This window comes from Bacillus timonensis, assembly GCF_000285535.1.
Taxonomy (GTDB): Bacteria; Bacillota; Bacilli; order Bacillales; family Bacillaceae_L; genus Ferdinandcohnia; species Ferdinandcohnia timonensis.
Window position 1 is genome coordinate 182,084 of sequence record NZ_HE610985.1, and the last position, 22,367, is coordinate 204,450.

Consider the following 22,367-nt stretch of genomic DNA (forward strand, 5'->3'; position numbering starts at 1 on the left):
ATTCTAAAGTTTATATATAATTGAGGTGATTGATATATTTAATTAAAATGTTTGTGGGAAATATAAATTCTTCTTCATCTTGGGGTGAACGAAGTTGTCCTGCAACAGAAATTGGATTTAATTTGTTTACAAAGTCTAGCTACGATAGATCCCAATTAATAACAGAAATTACTTTCTATTTTGACGATTCACGATCATTGCCACTTAAATATATTTCAATAATACTTAACACATCATGCTGTATATCCAATGATCTCGATGAAAGCAATTCAATTATTTCAACAAGTGTATCTTTATTCTCAATAAGGCTAAGTTTATCTGAATATAGTACTAGATCTGATAAAGGAATATCTAGTGCCTTTGCAATCTTTGCTAATATTTCGTAAGACACATTTGTTTCTGATCTTTCGATTTCACCCATATAAGTGGAGGAAATGCCAACTTCTTCTGCCAAATCAAGCTGAGTCCAATTTCGTTTTTTTCTTAAGATCTGAATTCTTTTACCAACCGTATCTGACATTAAAATCACCTCTAGAATAAGTAAATCCTAGAAGAAAACAAATGTTAACCAACTATAGTTGGTACTTACATTTGAATACCAACTATAGTTGGTATTTAGAAATTTTTTTGTTATTTTCACTTAAAATCGAAGTGATTTACCGTTGAAAGTGACTATGTTTTCGAATGTATATTCTTATGTTCAAATTATTTAAGAAGTAAGAGACTTCTAATTGAAATGAAAATTTATAGATAAATCCTAATGTGTTTTTTCTTAGTAGATCAGAATATGCTGCATTAGAAAAACACCTAACTCGAAGTCAGGTGTTCATACTCTACGATATATTTTTTTTAGTTTCATAAGACGGATCCGCCTTCATGCTTTGTGGTAGCATTTGTATTGAATCAATGACACTATCAAGCTTAGTTTCGATCCGATGCAGCAGGTAGAATGTCACGACAACCGGAAATCCAACCTCTTGAATAAAAGGCAATAACTGTTCCACTATGTTTTCCTCCTTTCTAATAATAAAGCCAACTCCTTAAAAAAAGAGTTGGCTCACATTTGTTTAGATTTCCACTTCTTCAACATTACGCTCCACAACACGTGCGCCTTTTTTCGCTGTAATCGGACCACCAGGTGTTAAAAACACATCTGATGAAACAATTAAGTCCATTGCTGCGGAAAGTGCTACTGAATCAACCGGTTCCTTTGGATTTTCAATGGAAACAGTTGCTGTTTTTCCAGCCAAGTTTGTAAACTGCATTTCAAGTGTTTTAGCCATTTATTATTCCTCCTTTCCCTAGATTTTGATTAATGATTATTCTCCATCCCCAGCTAGCATGTAGCTATCATTACGCTCGATGTTGAATAACTGTAAGCTTTGAAGCTTTTCGATTGCAACGGCAACTGAATACAATTGATCAGCAGTTGCAGAAGGGTTGATATTGTTGTAGTTTTTGTTTTTGTAGATTACTTTCCCCTTTTCGTCAACACCGGTTTCAAATACTAAGCGTAATTGTGTGTCTTGAATATCTTGGTATGCTGCCATGTCCCTCACCTCCTTTACACTTATGTTATAGAGGGAAAGGGGGCAAAAAGGGGCACCTCAATTAAAAATTTTTAAAGAAAATCTATCACTAGTAGATAAAATGAAAAATGTTCAAATATTTTTCACGAAATTCCAACTATTGTGGGGGATTTTGTAGAAAATACCCACTATAGTTGGTATACAACTTTCGTTTTTTAGGTTTTACTATATGTAGAGGTGATTGTTTGAAATAACAGAATGTACAATCCCCTAATTACATACTTTTTAAAAAAACGATTATCCACGAAAAGTTACTTCGCAAAAGGAGAAGACCCCATGAATCAAATACTAAATTTTTATGAAATCAATCCTCAAACGCAGGCAATTCTGTCAGTTGCTGAAATTGAATATTCTGCGATTGTTCTTGAGGATGGTAAGGAAATTCTTGTTAGAAAAACACCTTTACAATTAATTAAAGCAGCATGTTTAGAAGGTGGTGCTTCCTATGAAGGTAGACGAAAGGCTGTCAGCCATTTAACCGGGCGAAGCAAAAGGTACCCATTCCAATCAATCCACGAAGAAAGATCTTCGCATTTCCTACTCATTCACCTACCACGTTTGAGTGCAACTGGATTTTCTATCATCACATAAAATCTATTACTTTCCCAAAGGTTCTAAGTCCAACAAACCAATCTATTATTCAATTTAAGAATAACCAATCACTTTCCATGAATGAATCTTGTTATGTCTTGCAGAAACAATACCAGCGTACGGCTATGTGTATCTTGCAATATTCAACGCCTGAACAAATGCAAGCGCATTCAGTTCTCGGTATATAAACCAAACCTCGCAAAAAATACCTCAAAAAGGATGGAAACCACAAATGAGCGAAAAATTACTACTTAATGAAAGCCCTATACCTCTTCTACCGACGCTAGCAAGGAAGATTGGACGAAGTGCAAGTTTAGTTCTTCAACAGATTCATTACTGGCTTCAACGCACCGATAATATCCGACAAGAACGAAAATGGGTATATATCACGTATGATGAATTAGCGAAGCAAATCCAGGTCTCAAATAGTACGGTTAGGAGGGCCATTGAGAAGTTAGAAAATAAAGGTTTTCTCGCTTCCGACAATTTCAACAAAATGAAAATGGATAATACAAAATGGTACTCAATCAATTATGAAAAAGTAAAAGAACTAAAAGCGGATGATAATGCATTGCAACATGACGTAGAAGAAAAGACCGAAATCCCGCAACCCAACCATGAATCGTGTCCAAATAGAGCAGACGATATGCTCAAAGTGGACAGCACATCTGCTCAAAATGAACAGAAGATGTGTTCAACTTGGACAGACGTTGTGTCCAACATGAGCAGAGCAATACCAGAGATTACTTCAGAGATTACTTCAGAGAATACATCAAAGACTTCTTCTTCTTCAAAACAAACAAATGACAACGAAGAAGAATCATTTCGATTTTTCGAGCAAAATGGATTTGGAAAAATTGGAAACTATTATGCGCAAAAAATAAAATCATGGTGTGAGAAATTATCTTGTGAAATCGTCATAGTGGCAATGAAACTAGCATTGGAAAATGGATCGAAACGGTGGAATTATGTAGAGGCAGTCCTAAGAGATTGGAGTAGAAAAGGGTACAGAAGTGTTAAGGAAATCCAAGACGCACAACATGCTTATAAAACAAAAAAACAGCAGCAAACCTTTAGAAAACCACTTCGAAAAGAACTCATTCCGGAGTGGCTCCATAATGAAAATTTACCGGACAAACCAATAATTGAATTGGATTTTGAAGCGAAGAAAAGGCTGTTTGAGGAGAGGCTTAAGTTCCATTCCGGAGTGTAATTTGTATGGAAATCTTTTTAGAACGTAGTATTAAATATATTAGGTACATTTTAATTATGTTATTTTAATATCTATTTCTATTGGTAATTACTTGGGACTTTACGGAATGTTATAATTATACTTATTTACTAATCTTTATCCAATTGTGTTGACGAAATATACGTGTTACAAATACAGACTACTAGGAACTAGAGAATGGAGGACATGTATGGATGTAAATAGTATGATTACTACTATTTTTCAGGATTTTACTGTAATTGCTGGGAAAAAAGGTCTAGATAGAGAAGTGAAGACAGTAAATGTAATAGATGCACCTGGTATTCATCATTATCTTAAAGGCGGAGAGTTTCTGATTACAACAGGATACTTATTGAAAGAGGATCCTTCAAAGATAAAAGATTTAATTATAAGTATTCATTCTTATGGGGCTGCAGCACTTGGTATAAAACTTAAACGGTTTATAGATGAACTACCTTCTGAAGTAATAGAAACAGCTGAAAAGGTAAATCTTCCTATCATCTCGATACCTATCCATTATTCATTTTCTGATATTATTAATCCCGTTTTATCTGAGATAATCAACAAGCAAGCAAGGAGTCTTTTGTATTCTAATAATATCCATAAGTCTTTCACTGACCTTGCGATTAGAGGTGGAGGAGTTGATGAAATCATCGATACATTGGCAAATTTAATTGGGACGGACATCATTTATCATGATATTTTTTTCGAAAAGGTATATAAAAGTACAAACGCATATGAGTTTTTAGAAAAAACCAAAGGTATTAGCTTGTACCAAATTACAAAAGAGTTTAAAAGTTATCCTATAAAAATTGACTCGAAAACTTATGGTTATATTGTGTTGAACTCTTTATGTGACCATAATAACGAGGATGAAAATGAACAAATCGCTCTAGAGCATGCCAGTACTGTATTAAAATTAGAGATTCAAAAAAAGATTTCAAATCGACAGATTGAGGAACGCCATAGAGATGAATTTATACAAGATTTAATCCTTAATAATATCCAGTCGTACGATGAGATAAATAATAGGGCGAACCTATACAATTGGAATATGGATATAGAAACAACGGTAGTTATAGTGGATATCGATCATTTTAAGGAGAAATATAGTAAACTTACTAATCTTGAAAATCAAAAAAGATTGGATGAACTACAAGAAAAGATATTTACACTAGCAAAAACAAAAATAAAACAATCTTTTTCAAATGTCTTTTATACACACTTCAGTGATAGTATTACTTTTCTCATTCAGCATTCCGTAGATGATATTTATAAACTAAAACAAGACATAATCAAGGTAAGTAAGCAAATTAGGGACCAGGTTTCTTCAACTCTTAATTCCAGCGTTATGATTGGAATCGGAAACTATAAAAAAAATCCTAGTGACATTCATATGAGCTATCGTGAGGCAAGAAATGCTATTAGATTAGGAAGGATTATTCACAAAAATAATGAGACTGTATTTCATGACCAATTAGGTATATTTAACCTTCTTGAGACAGTCGATAAAGAAGAAGCAAGGTCCTTTCGTGATACCTATTTAGGAAAATTGTTAACTTATGATAAGGTGGATGATTCTACCCTTTTTGACTCCTTACTAGTTTTAGTAGAAAACGATTGGAATCTTAAATTAGCAGCTGAACAGATGTTTGTACATTATAATACGATGAAGTATCGATTTCAAAAAATATGTGATGTTCTTCAGATGGATTTAAAGAAATTTGAAAATAAAATCAATGTTACCATCGCTATACGTCTGTATCAAATGATTGATTGAGGTTTACCTATTAAAATTCGCATTATAAATAATTGTCCTTATGGTACATCTTTTTAAAAATTTTATGTCCCTTGGGTACAAAGACAAGTGTAGATAAGTAGAGTAAGATGGTAATAGATGTTGAATTTTACGAATTTTCAAAAGGAGTGAAAGAATGATGTATAGTCCAATTAAGGAAGATTTACCTAATTCTTTAGCTACTGTAATAAATGAAACTCTACAGGACCCAATAGGTGATTTGCAGCTTTCCGGAAGAACAATCTTAAAGGGCGGAACTGTAATCGATCCTAAAAATAGAATAGAAGAGATTAAAGATATTTCTATTTTACATGGTCGTATTCACCAAGTTGAAAGCGATATTATCCCTGAAAAAGGGGATAAGGTCATTTATTGTGAAGGATTACTTGTTGTACCAGGTTTAATAGATATGCATCTCCATTTAGGAGACTTATTCGATGTATCATCTGCACCTATTTTTGAAGCTGTACAGGATGGAGTTACGATGGGATTGTCACCTGGAGCTGGCAATTCATTTATGACACCTGCTCTAGTAGGGGCAGAAATGGATCGTGGCCTTCCTCTTAATATTGGGGTATTCTTAGGAGCACCAAATGTACTAGGAACTATGCTTGATGTAGAAGAACTAATTCTATTGTTTCAAGGGAAGTTAGACCAAGAGATAGCTGAACGTAAAATGACAAGAAATATGCTAACTTATAAGACTGCTCCATTAATTGTTGGACTTAAAGACCATATGGGTCATTATCTTATGCCGGACGAAAATTTTGATAAGATATTTGAAATTACATCAAGAGCTAAACTAATCTTTATGTCCCATACGCAGTGTCCAAGTCATGCAAATCGTGTCTTAGAATTATCGAAAGGACGTCCTGTACATTTAGCTCATGCTACAGCTGCGGGCTGTGGAAGTCATGCAGATCCAGTTGAAGGCATGAAAGAGGTAATTGAGCTTTGTAAAAGGGATAATGTCTCTGCTGAATTTGTTACAACAATGTTAAGAGAAGGGTTAGGTAGTCGAGAAGGATTAATGATGACAAAACAATCACAGCAACTTGCTTTTGATGCTCTATCTTCTGGGGTCGTTGACGTTCTAATCTCTGATGGTCAAAATGCTGCCACTATGAAAGGCTTTGGGGACACCCGCGACAACATCCCTGCCCTAATTGAGTTGGCAGAGCAAGGAGTATTGACTCTTTCTGATTCGATTGCCACTATGACAAGTAATGTTTCTAGACTAATTGCAGAGAAGACGAACAATCAATGGTGGACAGAAGAGGTTGGTCATCTTGGAGTCGGTGCCTTAGCGAATGTAACCATTATTGATAAAGCAGACAAAATGGCTACATATACCATTGTTAATGGAGAATTGGTTTCATTTGAAAATAGAGCTATTAGACGAGGTAATGGAGCTGGAGGTTGGGTAAGTAAGTTCGGAATGGTTAAGAGGGTTGGAGTTGGTGATTTAACGACACACTCCTACGAAAAACCTGCAGTTCGTTCCTAGAGGGAGTTTTAACATGAAGACAGAAATAAATAAGTTCGTGACAGAAGAACGTTGTATAGATATCCTTTCAACACTAGTGAAAATAAATACTACTCATCCTAATGGGAACGAAATGGATGTAATGAAAACTATTTTATCCTTTTTCAAAAACTATTCGATAACGTATCACCTCATTGATCATGGTGAAAATAGGGGTTCCCTCGTTATTACCATTCCTGGGAAAGATGCATCTGCATCCGTTGCTTTTATAGGACATGTAGATACTGTCCCTATTGGTGAACCAACAGAGTGGTCGTATCCACCATTTGAAGCGATTATTGAAGGCGATTATATGTACGGAAGAGGTACTGCAGATATGAAAGGTGGAGTAACCTGCATGATTATGACAGCGCTTCACCTCCTTGAACAGAAAATTACGCCAGCTCATGACATACTGTTCTGTTTTACAGCTGACGAGGAAGCTGGAGGAATGGGGATTCTGGCAATTAAAGAATCTGGGTATTTAGATCGTGTTAAGGAACTTATTGTTCCTGAGCCTTCTAATGAGAAGATTGGAATTGCAGAAAAAGGTGCCTTATGGTTGGATATTACAGTTGAAGGTTTACCTGCACATGGATCAAGGCCAGAACTTGGAGTAAATGCTGTTGAAAAGTTTGTTGAATTCACAGATAGGTTTAAAGCAGAGGTAGACACGGAGTTTACACATCCTCTATTAGGGAAAGCAACTATATCTGTAACAAAATTAGAAGGTGGTTATAAAACGAACGTGATCCCTGATTTTGCAAAGGCTTCACTTGATATTCGAACTCTGCCATCTGAGAAGAATGATATCGTAATTAAGAAGGCTAATAAGGTCGCTAAGGAACTAATGCAAGAGTTGGAGCATCTTTCGATAAAGATTAAGGTAGAAAATAATCGACCTCCAATCGAAACTCTACCAGACCATATATTTATAAAAAAGGTAAAGAGAACGTTCGATGAATTATCGATACCTGTGGAATTTACCGGTTTATATTTTTATACAGATGCTTCCCAAGTCGTTCCTGATTTACAGATACCTTTTGTAATAATAGGACCTGGTGACGATAAAATGGCCCATCAAAGAGACGAGCGAATTCAAATTTCATCTATTGCGAGAGTAACAGAAATATATATTCGCTATGTATTAGATTATTCATAAGTAAATACAAAGGGGGGATTAGATGGCAAAGGCACAAGTCACTGAAGAATTTGAACATGTAAAACCTACAATTGATTCTACAACAATTGGCCCATTACTTGGTTTTATTTCGGTATTAATACTTGGGTTTGGTTTATATTTCTTTTTAACCTTATTTCAAACGGATGGAACCTGGCTTCCTTATGAAACGGTTATTGCAAATGCCCATCACAACCTTTTTTACAAATTTATTTGGTTGTTAATGAACTTTACGGAAGCACAGTTTTATGCAGGTGCTTTAGCCTCCATTTTTATGATTGTGGGTGCTTTTATTGCCTGGCGATTAGATGTCAAAAGGTCACCTTTAGCAGGTATTAGAATTAGTTATGGAAGCAATCTCTGGCCGTGGATCTTTGCCTCACAATTCATTTCAGTCGCCATTGCGATTTTCATTTTGAATTACACGAATGCCTTTTCTACTGGAGAATATACGTGGCTTCCGACATTCATATCGGTTGTCGCTGTTCCGCCAGCTGTCATGCTTTTATATGGCCCAAGTTATCGAGCATTATTTACAGGTTCTATATTGGGCGGATTAATTAGTTATCCGGTTGCTTTTTGGATCATGACGACAATTATTCCTGTCTTAGGTGTTCCGGGAGTAGTAAGTAATGTATTGACGATGGCTATTACGGGTATTGTAGTCTACCACCTATGCCACGTTCTCCCTTGGATGAAAAAAGTACCGGCAAAAGAAATAAAACCGATTGAGCCAGCACCAACGAAGGATGAAATGAAGCAACAAATGTCTACTCCTTCATGGTTTGTTAGAAGGGTTTTGGCAGATTTTACGGAAGCACCTTTTTATGGAAATGAGATTGCAAGTATCTTTTTACTAGTAGGTGTGAGTATCGAATGGATATTAAATAGCGGTCATGGTGCGTATGCTTCTGGGGCCATTCCAGCTATAATACTTTCACAATTTATTAGTGCAGCAGTGGGAATCTACCTTTTCCGAGGTAAATATATCGAGCAAGGTTGGTATGCAACCTATGTTCCTGTTGTTAGTGTTGGTCCGGCTTGTGTTCTGATGTTTGGTCCAACAATCCCAGTTGCCGTTTTTGCAGGAGTACTTGGAGGTATAATTGGTGCTCCGGTTGCTGAATATTTTGCGAGAAAATTACCTGAACATATTCATCCAACTGTCGCAAATGTTACTTCAATGGCTCTTTGTACCATCGTAGTGGCTGTTGTTATGAATGCTTTACCATGGTTTTGATTTTAAATTTTAAAATTTAATTAAATAAAAATAAGATGAAGAGGTTGTGATTATTTTGGCAAGTCCAGTAAATGTTGCTGTCGTACAAATGGATCCACAAGTTGGATTGGCTAATAAAGAGGGAAATATCGAAAAAACACTTTCGTTTATTGAGCAGGCTTCTAACAATGGAGCTAATCTGATTGTTTTGCCTGAACTATGTAATACCGGTTATAGTTTTGAAAATCGTTTAGATGCTTTTGCTCATGCTGAACCCGTACCAGGTGGTCCAACAATAGAAAAGTGGATGGAAAAGGCTAAAGAAAAAAATGTATATATCGCTGCTGGAATTACAGAGGTAGATGGTGAAAAATTATATAATACGTCTGTATTAATAGGGCCAAAAGGATATATTGGAAAGTATCGTAAGACTCACCTTTGGAATCAAGAGAAGCTCTTTTTCACACCGGGTGATATAGGATACCCTGTTTTTGAAACTGAAATCGGTAGAATAGGATTATTAATTTGTTGGGATATTTGGTTCCCGGAAGTAGCTAGAATTCTAAGTATGCAAGGAGCGGATATTATTTGCTCATGTAATAACTGGGTATTCACTCCTCCTCCATTATTTGATGAAAGTGGAAAATGTATGGCGACCTATTTAACGATGGTGGCTTCGCATACAAATAATGTTTTTATTGCCGCTGCTGATCGCGTTGGTGTCGAAAAGGACTCAAAATTCCTAGGTTGTAGCTTAATTTCCGGTACAAATGGATGGCCACTTACAGGACCAGCTGAGCCAGAAGGAGAAACGATTTTACAGGCAAGTATCGATTTGTCTGATGCAAGGACTGCACCAATATGGAATGATTTAAATGACTTAGTACGCGACAGAAGAACCGACCTTTATGATGAGATGCTCGGCTACAAATTAGGAACAAAGTTCCCACGATAAAGTAGCCAAGACAGATATCAAGACTTTTCTTATATAGCTTGAGGTGTCTTAAAGTCAGGAAACAGGCTTTTGGGCCACCTCTTTTTTATACATGTCACTAATAACGAGGTGTAAGACAAAATGATAGATAGTTTGAAAGTTGCTCTTGTACAATTCGAGCCACAGCCACTGAATAAAAAAAGGAAAACTTACGATTTCATTTAGAAAAAATTGATAAACTGGCATCCGAGGGACATAAATTAATCGTATTTCCAGAAATGAGTTTAACAGGATTTTTTGTACATCAGCAGAATGAACGAAGACGCCATTGGGAGGAAGACGCAGAATACATAAATGGTGATCTCGTTCAATCCATTATCGAAAAAGCGAGACAGCATGATTGCTATGTGATTTGCGGAATGGCAGAACGTGACGAGAGAGAGTACGATGTTTTTAATAGTATTGTCCTGATTGGTCCTGAAGGAGTCATAGGAGTTTCCCGCAAACTCCATCTACCCTCTGCTGAAAAGCTTTATTATAAAAAAGGGAATGTTGGAGATGTATATGATACGCCAATTGGAAAAATTGGTATGATGACTTGTTATGAAATCTTTTTTCCGGAAGTGTCACGTGTACTAGCGAAACGAGGTGCGGAAATTCTAATAGCACCAAGTTCAATCTGGAAAGGTGGAAGCAATGGAGGCGTTGGATCAGGACAAAGCAAACAAAGACTGTTCTCTTATGCCCCTATAATGAGGGCAATCGAAAACCAAGCCCATTTTTTACTGTGCAATGCTGCAGGAGGACAATATTTAGGTGAAGCTTTTGGTAGATGGGAAAGGTTTGGACAAAGTAAAATAGTGAATGCACAAGGAGAAATACTTGGAGAAGCTTTGACAAATGAACCTATTGATATTTCGGCTACCTTAACGAACGAATCCTTGTTGAAAAGCAGAAGTGATTACATGTTTTTTACTGATAGAGAACCCAAATATTACGAAGATCTTGTTAGATAGGTTTAAACATAACTAAAAACACGAATAGCGCACATCTAAGTGCGTTATTTTTTGATTTACGGTAAAATTCTATTTCCCTTTTTAATATGATTCCAATAATTTTACTTTTAAAAAACAACTTACAATTCTATTGAAAGTGACATAATTTTTGCAAGGAGAAACAAGCATTGGAATGACACGTTCATCAAATGCTATTTTTTTTGCTCAAATGAAACTAGCGAAATCCAATACAGGTAGTTATTCAAGTATTTCATTGCTACACTTTAAATGTACACAACCTATACCAGAAGAAAAAATTGGTATTTTTTCATATTTGCATCAAACCCCAGTCATTATAAAAAGGATTTTGTAGAATTTTGATGAATATAGAGAGTATACAATATATGGGAAGGAGAGAATTTCTATGAACTATTGGATTTTCCAAGGAAACCTCAAGCAATTTGATGTGAATACATATTTGGAAGAGAATAAAGAAGTAACCTGGGATATCAGGCAGAAGCATTTCCTTGATGATATCAAAATCGGAGACAAAGTCTTCATATGGAGAGCGGACGGTGGAAAGAAGAATTCAGGAGGGGTAATTGCGCTAAGTGAAATCACTTCTGAACCCTTTGAAGGGAAAGAATACAATGAAGTGGAGTTAGAAGTCCTCGAATACCGGTTGACGAAAGAGGACGGTATGTTGATGCGCCATGAGCTAAAGGAATTACCAGAAATCAACACAATTCAAATTTTGAAAGCGGGTATGGGTACAAACTTCAAACTATCGGAACACGAATTTAACACGTTATTACATTTTTGGGAAAACCCAGAGTTGTTAGAAGAACGACTCCAACTTCCACTAGTCGAACGGTATTTACATGCATTTTTACCGAAAGCAAAAGAATGGTTTCAAAATACGCAATTCCTATATGATAACCATGCGTTTTTTGAGCGTTTTAAATCATTGGAGCATCTGCAGCAAATGGAATGGAGCGACATTCAAGAGTTAGGAAACCATATTAATGCGTTTGTCACAATGCCTCTCGCAAAGAAACGGGCACTTGGTAACCCGAATGCGCCCATTGAAAAATATCGAGAAAGTTTTATTTATCTTCTTTATGGTGAAGACCCAATGGAAATACGTATCAACCGATTTTTACAAGATGACAAGTACAAGCTCTTTGGAATTGGCGTAAGTTTTGTCAGTGAGTTTATTGGAAATGTGTTTCCTGAGGAGTACTGTTTTTACAATCAAAGAGATAAAGTAGCTGTGGAAAATATTTTGGAACTCGATCCCGAGTATGCAAGAAAAGATACAATCGGTGAAAAGTTTATGAAGTTTCAAAAGTGCCTTGAATTGAACGACATATCATGGCAATACCTCAATATTGTTGGGAAACAAACAGAGCTCCCTAAGTACCTTGAATTGGATCAGTTTTTTAGCTACTTATATGAAACATTTAGCAAACCGGGTGAGGAAGAGACAGAGGATATCATTGACGGGCCACAATATTGGTTGTTATCTCCGGGTGAAAACAGTTCGATGTGGGATGATTTTAAGAACAATGAATTGATTGGAATCGGGTGGAAAGACCTAGGTGATTTAAAGAAATACGGAAGTAAACGCGAGATTATTGAAACTTTAAAAGAGATTCATCAATTGGATTATAATCCGAATAATGATGCATTGGCGAATTACCAGTTTGCATTTGAAATGAAAATTGGAGACTATGTTCTGATAAAAGCAGGGATTCGAAAGCTGATTGCGTTAGGAAGGATTACATCTGAGTATATATATGATTCTACTAGAGAAGGCTATCACTCCATACGTCAAGTTGAATGGTTGAAATTTGGAGACTGGGATACAGGTGAGTTAACATTACATCAGAAAACATTGACGGATATAACACCATATGACGATTATCTTCAGGAACTTCTTGAAATCATGGAAGTAGGGGAGTCTGGCTCTACCTATCAACCTCCAAGTCATGGTGCGGATTCTATATCAGAAGGACCACCGGAAGAACAAGTGGAAGTACCTCCTTTTCATCCAGAAAAAATCCAACAGGAAATATTCATGGGAGAAGATGAAATCGAGGAAATTCTTGAAACCTTGGACTACAAGAAAAACATTATCCTCCAAGGTCCTCCAGGTGTAGGGAAAACATTCGTAGCGAAACGACTCGCCTATTTACATATGGGGGCCATTGATGAAAGTAAAATTGCAATGATTCAATTCCACCAATCATACTCTTATGAAGAGTTTATTCGGGGATATAAGCCAAATGAAAATGGCCATTTCGTCTTAAAGGACGGGATATTCTACGAGTTTTGCAAAAAGGCAATCGAGGATCCGGAAGGGAATTATTACATGGTGATTGATGAAATTAATCGTGGAAATCTCTCGAAGATCTTTGGTGAATTAATGATGTTAATTGAATCAGATAAACGAGGAAAGAAATATGCAGTGCAGCTCGCTTATAGTAGGAATAAGGGAGAAACTTTTTATATTCCGAAAAACCTTTATCTGATTGGTACGATGAATACCGCTGACCGTTCAATCGCCTTAGTGGATTATGCGTTGCGAAGACGATTTTCATTTATCAATATTGAACCAGCCTTTGATTCTGAAAAATTCAGTGAGTATTTACGAAAAAAAGGCTTAAGTCAGGGTTTTATTTCGACGATTATTCAAAATATCAACGATCTTAATCGGGAAATCGTAAATGACACTGTCAATTTAGGAAAAGGGTTTGTGATTGGCCACTCTTATTTTTGTCCTACAGTCGATACGGTAGCCGACGAGCAAAAATGGTATGACCGCATTATCAAGTTGGAAATTAAGCCATTGTTAATGGAGTATTGGTTTGACCAGGAGGAGAAAGTTCATGAGCTCCTTGACAGAATTAAGTAGAATTCCGGTAAAAAACATTTATTACATGCTCTGTTATGCCTGGGGGCATTTAGCGGAAAAGGACATGAGTAAAGTTGCACGGGAAGATGAAAAAGATATACAGCATCTGCTCACGAGAATTCTAGTGATTAAGTTACGTTCATTAATTAAGAGGGGATTTTATCGGGAATACAGAGGCAATCAAGAAGAGATGTCAATGTTAAGAGGAAAAATCCTATTTTCAGAATCCATTCATTCGTTTTCTTTTAACCGGGGGAAAATGCATTGTGAATATGAGGAGTTAAGTCTTAATATCCCTCACAACCAAATCATTAAGGCTACTTTGCACTCCTTATTAATGGTGCGTGAGTTCGATCAAACTTTACTAGATGAAGTAAAACGCTTATATCACAATTTTGAAGGTGTCAAGTTAATATCCCTCCATACAGGGGTGTTTTCCAATGTAAAAATACACAGAAGTAACCAGCAATATCGGTTTGTATTAGACATCTGTCAGTTTTTATTTGAATCTCTCTTGATTCACGAAAATGGAGAGGACGCGAGGTTTACTGATTTCGAAAGAGATGCAAAAAGAATGCCTCGTTTATATGAGGAATTTGTCCGGAACTTTTATAAAAGAGAATTACCTTCCTATCAAGTAAAGCGGGACAGATTTAATTGGGACGCAGAAGGGGACCAATTAAGCTATTTGCCGATTATGGAAACCGACATCTCATTGGAGAACAAAGAAGAAAAATGGATCATCGATACTAAATTCTATCAAGAGGCAGTAAAGGGCCATTGGGGCTCAGAAAAATTAATTAGTGGCAATCTCTATCAACTGTTCTCGTACTTAAGCAATTACCAAGATAGGGGTTTTCCTAAAAAGGAACTAAAGGGAATGCTGCTTTATCCGTTAACGGGAAAGGAACTGGATTTATCATATGAAATCAAAGGGTATCGGATTAATGTTTGTACCGTGGATTTGAATCAGGATTGGAAAAGGATTCATACGAGATTGAAGGAGATAGTTAATTAGAAATTGGAGGTGAGGTATCTCATCTCCATTTGTTTGAAATGGAGTAAGAGTATGAAAATATCGAATGCTGTCGTATATAAGAGAAGGGTTTTTGAATGGATTGCATTGACATGTACGAAAATTTAGACTATTCTAATACTATGAAAACAGCTTGTTACAATCGAATCGTAAACTCGTAATGACAGCAACTTATTTTCATTTTGATAACTACCAATCATTTTTTTTAAACAAATAACTCAAATGGTATATACCAATAATGCACAAGACATTTTTTGTAAAAAGCATCTTCAATTTCATTTATAATGGTATTGAAGATACTTGAAGGAAGTAGGAGAACATGTGTGAAGAAGAAATCCTTAGGAAAAGAGGAAGCCGTTCCTTTTTATAAACAACTCAAAGAGAAAATCATAGAAGATATCGAAGTTGGAAAGTTGAAGCATGGTGATAAGCTGCCTTCGGAACGTGATCTTGCTGAGCAGTATGGAATCAGTAGAATGACTGCAAGACATACCTTGTCCGTTCTAGAAAGAGAAGGCCTTGTTGAGCGTCGAGTTGGAGCAGGTACCTTCGTTTCAAATAATAAGATTCAAATGGATTTTATTACGTTTAATAGTTTTACAAACGATATGTTAGGCAAGGGATTAACGCCTAGTACACAGGTGCTTTCAATGGGACATATGGAAGCAACTCCATTATTAGCAGAGAAATTGCAGATACCCATGGGGATGGAGTTGTTTACTGTAAAACGTCTTCGCCTAGTCGATGATAGACCAATATCCATTGAAGAATCGTTTATTCCAGAAGAATATTGTAGCAACATAAAGGATTACATAACGAATGATATCTCTTTATATAACATTTTAGAGAATGAATATGGAATTAAACTTGTTAAGGCAAAAGAGTATATGAGAGTCACTTATTCGGAAGACCATGAGAGTAAGCTGTTACGCATTCGGTCAGAAAGTCCGTGTATTTTCCGTGAGGCCGTTGCGTTTGATCGAAACAATAAAGAAATTGAATTTTCTACATCATTAACTAGAAGTGATATTGTTAAATTCTACTCAGAATTGAACCTAAAATGATCTTCATTTTAGGTATTACTTTATAGTTAATGGTATATACCATTAATTGATTTGTTAGGGGGAGAAACAATGAGAGTAATTGGTGTAGGTGATAATGTAGTCGATAAATATGTGCACAAACGAATCATGTATCCAGGTGGTAATGCACTGAATTTTAGTGTATATGCAAAGCAGCTAGGCAAAGATGCAGCTTATTTGGGAGTATTTGGTGATGATGAAGCGGCAAACCATATTATGAAAACCCTTACAAACTTAGAGATTGATATTTCTCATTGCAGACAACATGAAGGTGAAAATGGATATGCCGCAGTCGACCTGGTAGACGGTGACCGAGTCTTTGTCGGTGGGAATGATGGTGGTATCCAAATTGAGCATCCTGTTGTGCTGATGAAGGAGGATATTGAATTTATCAAACTGTTTGATATTGCCCACAGCAGTGTATACAGTGACATGGACTCTGAATTACATAAAATCAAGCAAGCTGGTGTTCTCTTATCCTATGATTTTTCGAATGAGTATAATGACGAGAAATTATCCTCTGTTTGCAGAGATATTGATATTAGTTTGTTGTCCTGTGGACAATTGGTAGAGGAAGAAGTGGAGTCTTTACTCAAAAAGGTCCATCGGTATGGAAGTAGTTTGGCAATTGGTACGATGGGCTCCCGTGGAGCGATGGTCTTTGATGGGAATAGCTTTTATAAGCAGGAACCTCACTTTGTAAAACCAGTTGATACATTAGGCGCTGGTGATTCCTTTTTCACCGCCTTCATTTTGCACTATTTAGAAGGTAGGAAGGAAAATCGATATGATTCGCAGGCTCAGCTTATACAAAGCAGTCTTGAAAAAGGCGCTAAATTTGCAGCGAAAATCTGTTTAGTAGATGGCGCATTTGGTCACGGACTCTCTTATTAATGACTCTCATTTTGAGAGAATTTATAAACATGTTACATCATGTAGGAGGTGAAGAATGGAAATTAGAAATTAGTCCGAAGTAGTAGATCACAAAAAATAAGGAGGGTTAATGAGTGGGAAAATGGACAAAGACTCTTGGTATGGCAATGTTACTTTTCGTCCTTTTGTTATCTGGATGTTCTGATTCCTCATCGGGGGATGGAAAAACTGTCTTGAAATTTCTGCATAAATGGCCTCAACCAGAATACGCACCGTACTTTGAAGAGGTAGTCAAGGAATTTGAAAAGCAAAATCCCGATATTAAAATTCAAATGGAAGCAATCGCAGACGAACCCATTAAAGATAAACTGCGGGTTATATTAGGTGGTAGTGAAGTACCTGATATTATGTTTTCATGGTCAGGAGAGTTTGCTAGAAAGTTCGTTCGTGCTGAAGCAGCCTTAGACTTAACACCTTATTTAGAAGAAGATACTGCTTGGAAGGATAGTTTCATTCCGGCATCACTTCAGCCATTTTCATCTGATGGCAAAAATTACGGTATCCCTCTACGTTTTAATGGAAAGTTCTTCGTATACAACAAGGAAATCTTCGATAAATACAATCTACAAGCACCTCAGACATGGGATGAGTTTATCAATGTCTTAGATACACTCAAAAAAGGTGGGGAAACCCCGATTATTTTAGGTAATGAAAGTCCTTGGGCAGCCATTCATTATTTAACTGGCTTAAATCAAAAAATGGTTCCGCAAGATGTTCGAATGAAAGATTATAATCCTGGCTCAGGTGAATTTACAGATCCTGGCTATGTAAAGGCAATGGAAATGTTTGCTGAACTTAACGAAAAGGGTTATTTAATGGATAATGTGAACTCAAGCTCACATGATATGGCAAAGCAGTATTTCTTTACTGGAGAAGGAGCTATTATGTATGTGGAATTGGAAGAGTTCCAGAATGTTGAAGATAACATGCCAGGGAATTGGGGTTTCTTTCAACTCCCAACGATTTCAGAAGGAAAGGGTAATCAGAACTTCATAACAGGAGCGCCAGATGGATTTATTGTATCATCTAAAACTAAGCATCCTGAAGAAGCCATTAAATTCTTAAAGTTTTTAACGAGTAAGGAAAATGCAATAAAATTAGCAGAACAAATTGGTTGGCCTAGTCCAATCGATGGCGCAACAAACCCAGATACAGCGCTACAACAAGTTGTAGAAGGTGTTGAAACGATGAAAAAAGCAGAGGGTATGGCAGAATGGTTAGATACCGATGTCCATGCAAAGGTTGCAGATGTGTATCTCGCAAACATTCAATTACTACTTGATGGATCAAAATCACCTGAAGAAATCATTAAAGAGGTTCAGAAGGTCGCCAAAGAAATCCAAAGTGAAGTTGAATAATAACGAAAAGGGTAAACATATGAAAATAATGTTTACCCCCTCCTGGAGGGGACGTGATGAAAAATTATAGAAGTAGTCGAACCGCACTCCTTTACATCTTGCCGTCTTTTCTCATAGTTGTATGTATGGTTTTCCTGCCAATTGTACTTAATCTTTATAATAGTTTATTTAGGTGGAATTCGTTTGATGCTGGGAGGACGTTTGTCGGTTTTGAATACTATATCAGACTTTTTAAAGACCCTGTTTTTTACACTGCCTTAAAAAATAATGCGTTGTATGCGATTATTTCGCTCATCTTTCAGGTAGGCCTTGGTATCATTATTGCTGCTATTTTAGAAGATAAATTGATTCGAAGATTCCAACCGTTTTTTCGAACTGTCTTTTTTATTCCGTCTGTTATTTCGATAGCAGTGGTTGGATTGTTGTGGCAGCTTCTGTACAATCCAGAGATTGGTCTAGTGAACGGCGCCCTAGAGTCCATAGGTCTTTCAGAATGGACACATTCTTGGTTAGGAGATAGTAAAACTGCGATATACGCAGTAGTTGCAGTCTCGCAATGGCAATATACAGGGTATATAACCATGCTGTTCTTGATTGCGATGCAAAAAATTCCTTATGAGTATTATGAGGCAGCCATGATTGACGGTGCCTCTAAGATAAAAACCTTTCTTCATATCACACTACCTCAAATAAAAGAAATGATTCTTGTTGGGAGTGTTATTACTGTCATTGGCGCATTTAAGGTGTTTGATGAAGTATACGTCATGACGTTTGGAGGACCAGGTCGATCAACCGAAGTGCTGGGAACGATGTTATACAGATCTGCGTTCCGAAATGACGAGATGGGTTATGCTTCTACAATTGGAACCGTCATATTCGTTATTACGTTAACCTTATCACTGATACAAATGAAAATTGGGAAAACAGGTAAGGAGGTGTAATAACGACAATGACGATTAAAAATCGAATCTTTCAACTCGTCGTATTCGTGTGGTTTGGGATATTTTCGCTGGTAATCATTTATCCGCTTATCTGGCTCGGCTTAAGCGGTCTAAAGTCAAATCGGGATTTCTTTCTAAATACATGGACACTGCCAAAGGAATGGCTTTGGCAAAACTACAAGGCAGCCTGGGATGCAGGAGTAGGAGACTTTTTCTTTAATAGTGTGTTTGTAACAGTCGTTTCGGTAGTACTCATTCTACTAATTGGGGCGATGGCTGCATATGGACTAAGTCGTTTTCACTTTAAGGGCCAAAATATCCTGCTTGTCATCATACTAAGTGGGTTAATGCTTGCTCCCCAGGTAAGCTTACTTCCACTTTATAAAATACTGCAAACAATTGGTCTCTATAATACATATGGTGCCTTAATTCTTCCATATGTAGCCTTTCAACTGCCGTTTGCGATTTTCTTAATGAGATCTTATTTTCTTTCTATCCCTAGGGAACTAGAGGAATCTGCGATCATTGATGGCTGTAATAGCTGGAAGGTATTCTGGCATATCATTCTTCCAATGGGTCGGCCGATTATCGCATCTGCGGCTCTATTAACAGGCATGTTCGTTTGGAATGAATTTATGTTTGCTCTGGTTTTCGTAGAGGATTCTAGTCTCCGAACGATACCGGTAGGACTTATGAATTTACGAAGTCAATTAAATACGAATTTTGGAATCCAATTAGCAGGACTCGCAATATCCGCGATGCCAATGATTATTGCGTTCATCCTTTTCCAAAAGCAATTTGTCCGTGGTATTTCGGCTGGTGGGGTCAAAGGATGAAAAAAGGGAGTAAACCTTACTCCCTTTCCTAACTTTTATAAAAACGGCAAAAAAGTGTTGTCTGAAATGGTATATACCAAATGAGGAAGTAATAATCTACATTATAGAAAATGTGAAGGAGGGTTGTTATGACAAAAATCAATATGTCACAAATTACGGGAATGAACTTTCATTATCTCCATTATCCGCTGCACTATTTTTTTAGATGCCATGGTCAAGTACCGCTTCCAAAAGATTGAGCTGTGGGGTGCTTCACCACATTGTTATGTGGAGGATTTGAGTTTATCAGATATTCGCAACATCAAAAAAGAAATAGACACAAGAGAATTAGAAGTGATTTGTTTTACCCCGGAGCAATGTATGTACCCAATCAATCTTGCTGCGAAGGAAACAGCTATACGTGAACGAAGTATCAACTATTTTAAAAAATCAGTGGATGCTGCGATCGAATTAGATGCTCCGACGGTATTAGTAACAGCAGGTTGGGGCTATCGCAATGAAAGTAGAAATGAGGCGCTGGCTAGAGCCAAAAATTCTTTGGAGAGACTCACATCTTATGCAGAAGAAAAAGGAATTGTATTAGCACTTGAACCACTACAAAAGGTTGAATCGAATTTGATTTGTACTTTAAGTGATTTAAAAGAGATGCTGAGTGGAATTCGTTCCTCTAATTTAAAAGGAATGGTAGACACTATTCCATTAGCAGTCGAAGGGGAGAAGTTGGAGGATTATTTTACTGAGTTACAGGATGATTTTGTCCATATTCATTTTATTGATGGAACTCCAACTGGCCATTTAGCTTGGGGAGATGGAAATTTACCATTAGAAAAATGGATAACAACAATAGCAGACCATAAATACGAAGGTGCATTAACGCTGGAATTTACGTCATCCATGTACTTACAAAATCCAAATGCAGCGATTGAACAATCTTTACGAACATTAGAACCATACCTGAAATAGGGGCTATTCTGCCATGTAAAAAGAAAATGATATGAATGTTAAAAATGAGTAAATAAGGAGGTGAATCATCTATTACGTGATGTACAAAACGGATTGGATGTTTTTTTGCAAGGAGATCCCTTAGTGTTGTGGTGATTCTACGTAATACGCTCACTGACATACCTGTAGCTGGTAGAAATGAGAATGTGCTTTCACTATATAAAAGAGACGGAGGAAAACGTATGTTGAAATTTGATAAAGAACAATTTTTAAAATTTGTAGGGGAAGAGGGACTATCCAAACGAGGAGAAATCGAAAGAATAGTAGATGAGATTTCAGACAAAGGGTATAAAAACATCTTCCTAATTGGCTCTGGCGGTACGATTGCCATGATGTATCCATATGAATATATGTTAAAGTCTACTTCCACAATCGAAGTTCATGCAGAAATCGCGGCAGAGCTACTTGTTATGAATAATCGACACCTGTCAAAGGATTCTGTTTGTGTCTTTGCTTCGGTAACAGGTACAACGAAGGAAACGGTAGCTGCCGCAGAATTTTGTAAGGAAAAAGGTGCGACGACAATCGGATTAGTTGCTCTACCAGATACACCATTAGCCAATGCAGTTGACTATTGTATTTCAACAGGTCATGAGAAACACTCGTTTGACACATTCTTTCTTCATTTACAGCTATTAACGTTTCGTTTTATCCATAATCAAAATGAATTTCCTCAGTATGAACAGTTTGCAAATGAGTTGGCTTTCTTACCAGAAGGAATGGTTCAGGCAATGGAGAAATTTGATTCAAGAGCAGAGCAATTTGCGACCCATCATAAAGATACAGGCTATCATATGCTCGTAGGAGCGGGAAACCTTTGGGGAAATACGTATTCATATGCGATGTGTATCTTGGAAGAAATGCAATGGATAAAATCAAAATCGATTCATGCTGCAGAATTTTTCCATGGTACGCTTGAGCTTGTAGAGGATGACACAAGTGTAATCATTTTTAAAGGAGAGGATGAAACTCGTCCGTTAGCGGAAAGGGTAGAACGCTTTGCCAAAAAGATTACAAACGAGCTTTTGATACTCGATACAAAAGACTATGAACTACCAGGTATAAGTGAAGAATTCCGAAAGTATGTAGCAGTTAATGTGAATTGGGCCTTAACAGGTCGAATTAGTGTATATCTGGAGCGTGAAAGAGACCATTCGTTAGACATTAGAAGATACTATCGAAAAATGGATTATTAAGGGG

Annotated in this window: 19 protein-coding genes and 2 pseudogenes; 17 read left to right on the forward strand and 4 right to left on the reverse strand. The window is 36.8% G+C overall.

All coding sequences use genetic code 11. The features are described 5' to 3' along the window. Positions 1-175 precede the first annotated feature (175 nt). From BTHG_RS23985 to BTHG_RS01255, 4 genes are all read right to left on the reverse strand, one after another. Complete coding sequence (locus tag BTHG_RS23985; protein WP_010281100.1) at positions 176-520, reverse strand: helix-turn-helix transcriptional regulator; 345 nt, start codon at positions 518-520, stop codon at positions 176-178. Positions 521-833: 313 nt separating this feature from the next. Continuing rightward, positions 834-1,004 carry a YvrJ family protein gene (locus BTHG_RS26090; protein WP_010281103.1) on the reverse strand — a complete coding sequence of 57 codons (171 nt, stop codon included), beginning with the start codon at positions 1,002-1,004 and terminating at the stop codon, positions 834-836. A 63-nt stretch (positions 1,005-1,067) separates the two neighbouring features. Next, positions 1,068-1,283, reverse strand: a complete 216-nt coding sequence (locus BTHG_RS01250; protein ID WP_010281105.1) for a DUF2922 domain-containing protein — start codon at positions 1,281-1,283, stop codon at positions 1,068-1,070. A gap of 36 nt (positions 1,284-1,319) precedes the next feature. Next, entirely contained in the window at positions 1,320-1,550 is a 231-nt protein-coding gene (locus tag BTHG_RS01255) for a DUF1659 domain-containing protein (RefSeq protein WP_010281108.1), read from the reverse strand. Between the two features lie 315 nt (positions 1,551-1,865). On the opposite strand from BTHG_RS01255, the pseudogene BTHG_RS23990 reads away from it, so the two are divergent. The 17 genes and pseudogenes from BTHG_RS23990 to BTHG_RS01350 all read left to right on the forward strand — a co-directional run bounded on the left by BTHG_RS23990 (position 1,866) and on the right by BTHG_RS01350 (position 22,363). Further along, positions 1,866-2,368 (forward strand): annotated as a pseudogene (locus tag BTHG_RS23990) (competence protein ComK). Positions 2,369-2,412: 44 nt separating this feature from the next. After that, positions 2,413-3,393, forward strand: coding sequence for a DnaD domain protein (locus BTHG_RS01265; RefSeq protein WP_010281112.1), 981 nt, complete (start codon positions 2,413-2,415; stop codon positions 3,391-3,393). 208 nt (positions 3,394-3,601) lie between these two features. Continuing rightward, positions 3,602-5,191 (forward strand): PucR family transcriptional regulator, encoded by a 1,590-nt coding sequence (locus tag BTHG_RS01270; RefSeq protein WP_010281115.1) that lies wholly within the window; start codon positions 3,602-3,604, stop codon positions 5,189-5,191. A 154-nt stretch (positions 5,192-5,345) separates the two neighbouring features. After that, a complete protein-coding gene (locus tag BTHG_RS01275) occupies positions 5,346-6,716 on the forward strand; it encodes an amidohydrolase family protein (protein WP_198420970.1) in 1,371 nt (456 codons plus the stop codon). 13 nt (positions 6,717-6,729) lie between these two features. Beyond that, positions 6,730-7,896, forward strand: coding sequence for a M20 family metallopeptidase (locus BTHG_RS01280; RefSeq protein ID WP_010281119.1), 1,167 nt, complete (start codon positions 6,730-6,732; stop codon positions 7,894-7,896). A 22-nt stretch (positions 7,897-7,918) separates the two neighbouring features. Beyond that, on the forward strand, positions 7,919-9,154 hold the full coding sequence (locus BTHG_RS01285; protein ID WP_010281121.1) for a hypothetical protein: 1,236 nt from the start codon (positions 7,919-7,921) through the stop codon (positions 9,152-9,154). Positions 9,155-9,200: 46 nt separating this feature from the next. Continuing rightward, positions 9,201-10,088, forward strand: coding sequence for a nitrilase family protein (locus tag BTHG_RS01290; RefSeq protein WP_408605266.1), 888 nt, complete (start codon positions 9,201-9,203; stop codon positions 10,086-10,088). 191 nt (positions 10,089-10,279) lie between these two features. Beyond that, positions 10,280-11,083: pseudogene (locus BTHG_RS01300) on the forward strand (carbon-nitrogen hydrolase family protein); the annotation flags it as partial. Positions 11,084-11,486: 403 nt separating this feature from the next. Continuing rightward, positions 11,487-13,979, forward strand: a complete 2,493-nt coding sequence (locus tag BTHG_RS01310) for an AAA family ATPase (protein WP_010281131.1) — start codon at positions 11,487-11,489, stop codon at positions 13,977-13,979. Next, the gene (gene mcrC / locus BTHG_RS01315; RefSeq protein ID WP_010281134.1) at positions 13,954-14,997 is read left to right on the forward strand and encodes a 5-methylcytosine-specific restriction endonuclease system specificity protein McrC; all 1,044 of its coding nucleotides are present in this window, start codon (positions 13,954-13,956) and stop codon (positions 14,995-14,997) included. Before BTHG_RS01310 ends, mcrC begins: the two co-directional genes overlap by 26 nt. Before the next feature lie 341 nt (positions 14,998-15,338). Then, the gene (locus BTHG_RS01320; RefSeq protein WP_010281137.1) at positions 15,339-16,079 is read left to right on the forward strand and encodes a GntR family transcriptional regulator; all 741 of its coding nucleotides are present in this window, start codon (positions 15,339-15,341) and stop codon (positions 16,077-16,079) included. A 69-nt stretch (positions 16,080-16,148) separates the two neighbouring features. After that, a complete protein-coding gene (locus BTHG_RS01325) occupies positions 16,149-16,991 on the forward strand; it encodes a fructoselysine 6-kinase (protein ID WP_010281138.1) in 843 nt (280 codons plus the stop codon). Positions 16,992-17,104: 113 nt separating this feature from the next. After that, entirely contained in the window at positions 17,105-18,388 is a 1,284-nt protein-coding gene (locus BTHG_RS01330; protein ID WP_010281141.1) for an ABC transporter substrate-binding protein, read from the forward strand. A 56-nt stretch (positions 18,389-18,444) separates the two neighbouring features. Next, positions 18,445-19,329, forward strand: a complete 885-nt coding sequence (locus BTHG_RS01335) for a carbohydrate ABC transporter permease (RefSeq protein WP_010281142.1) — start codon at positions 18,445-18,447, stop codon at positions 19,327-19,329. 8 nt (positions 19,330-19,337) lie between these two features. After that, entirely contained in the window at positions 19,338-20,165 is an 828-nt protein-coding gene (locus tag BTHG_RS01340) for a carbohydrate ABC transporter permease (protein ID WP_010281145.1), read from the forward strand. Between the two features lie 210 nt (positions 20,166-20,375). Then, on the forward strand, positions 20,376-21,128 hold the full coding sequence (locus BTHG_RS23995) for a TIM barrel protein (RefSeq protein WP_083849028.1): 753 nt from the start codon (positions 20,376-20,378) through the stop codon (positions 21,126-21,128). A gap of 221 nt (positions 21,129-21,349) precedes the next feature. Next, positions 21,350-22,363, forward strand: coding sequence for an SIS domain-containing protein (locus BTHG_RS01350; protein ID WP_026021643.1), 1,014 nt, complete (start codon positions 21,350-21,352; stop codon positions 22,361-22,363). Positions 22,364-22,367: the final 4 nt, after the last annotated feature.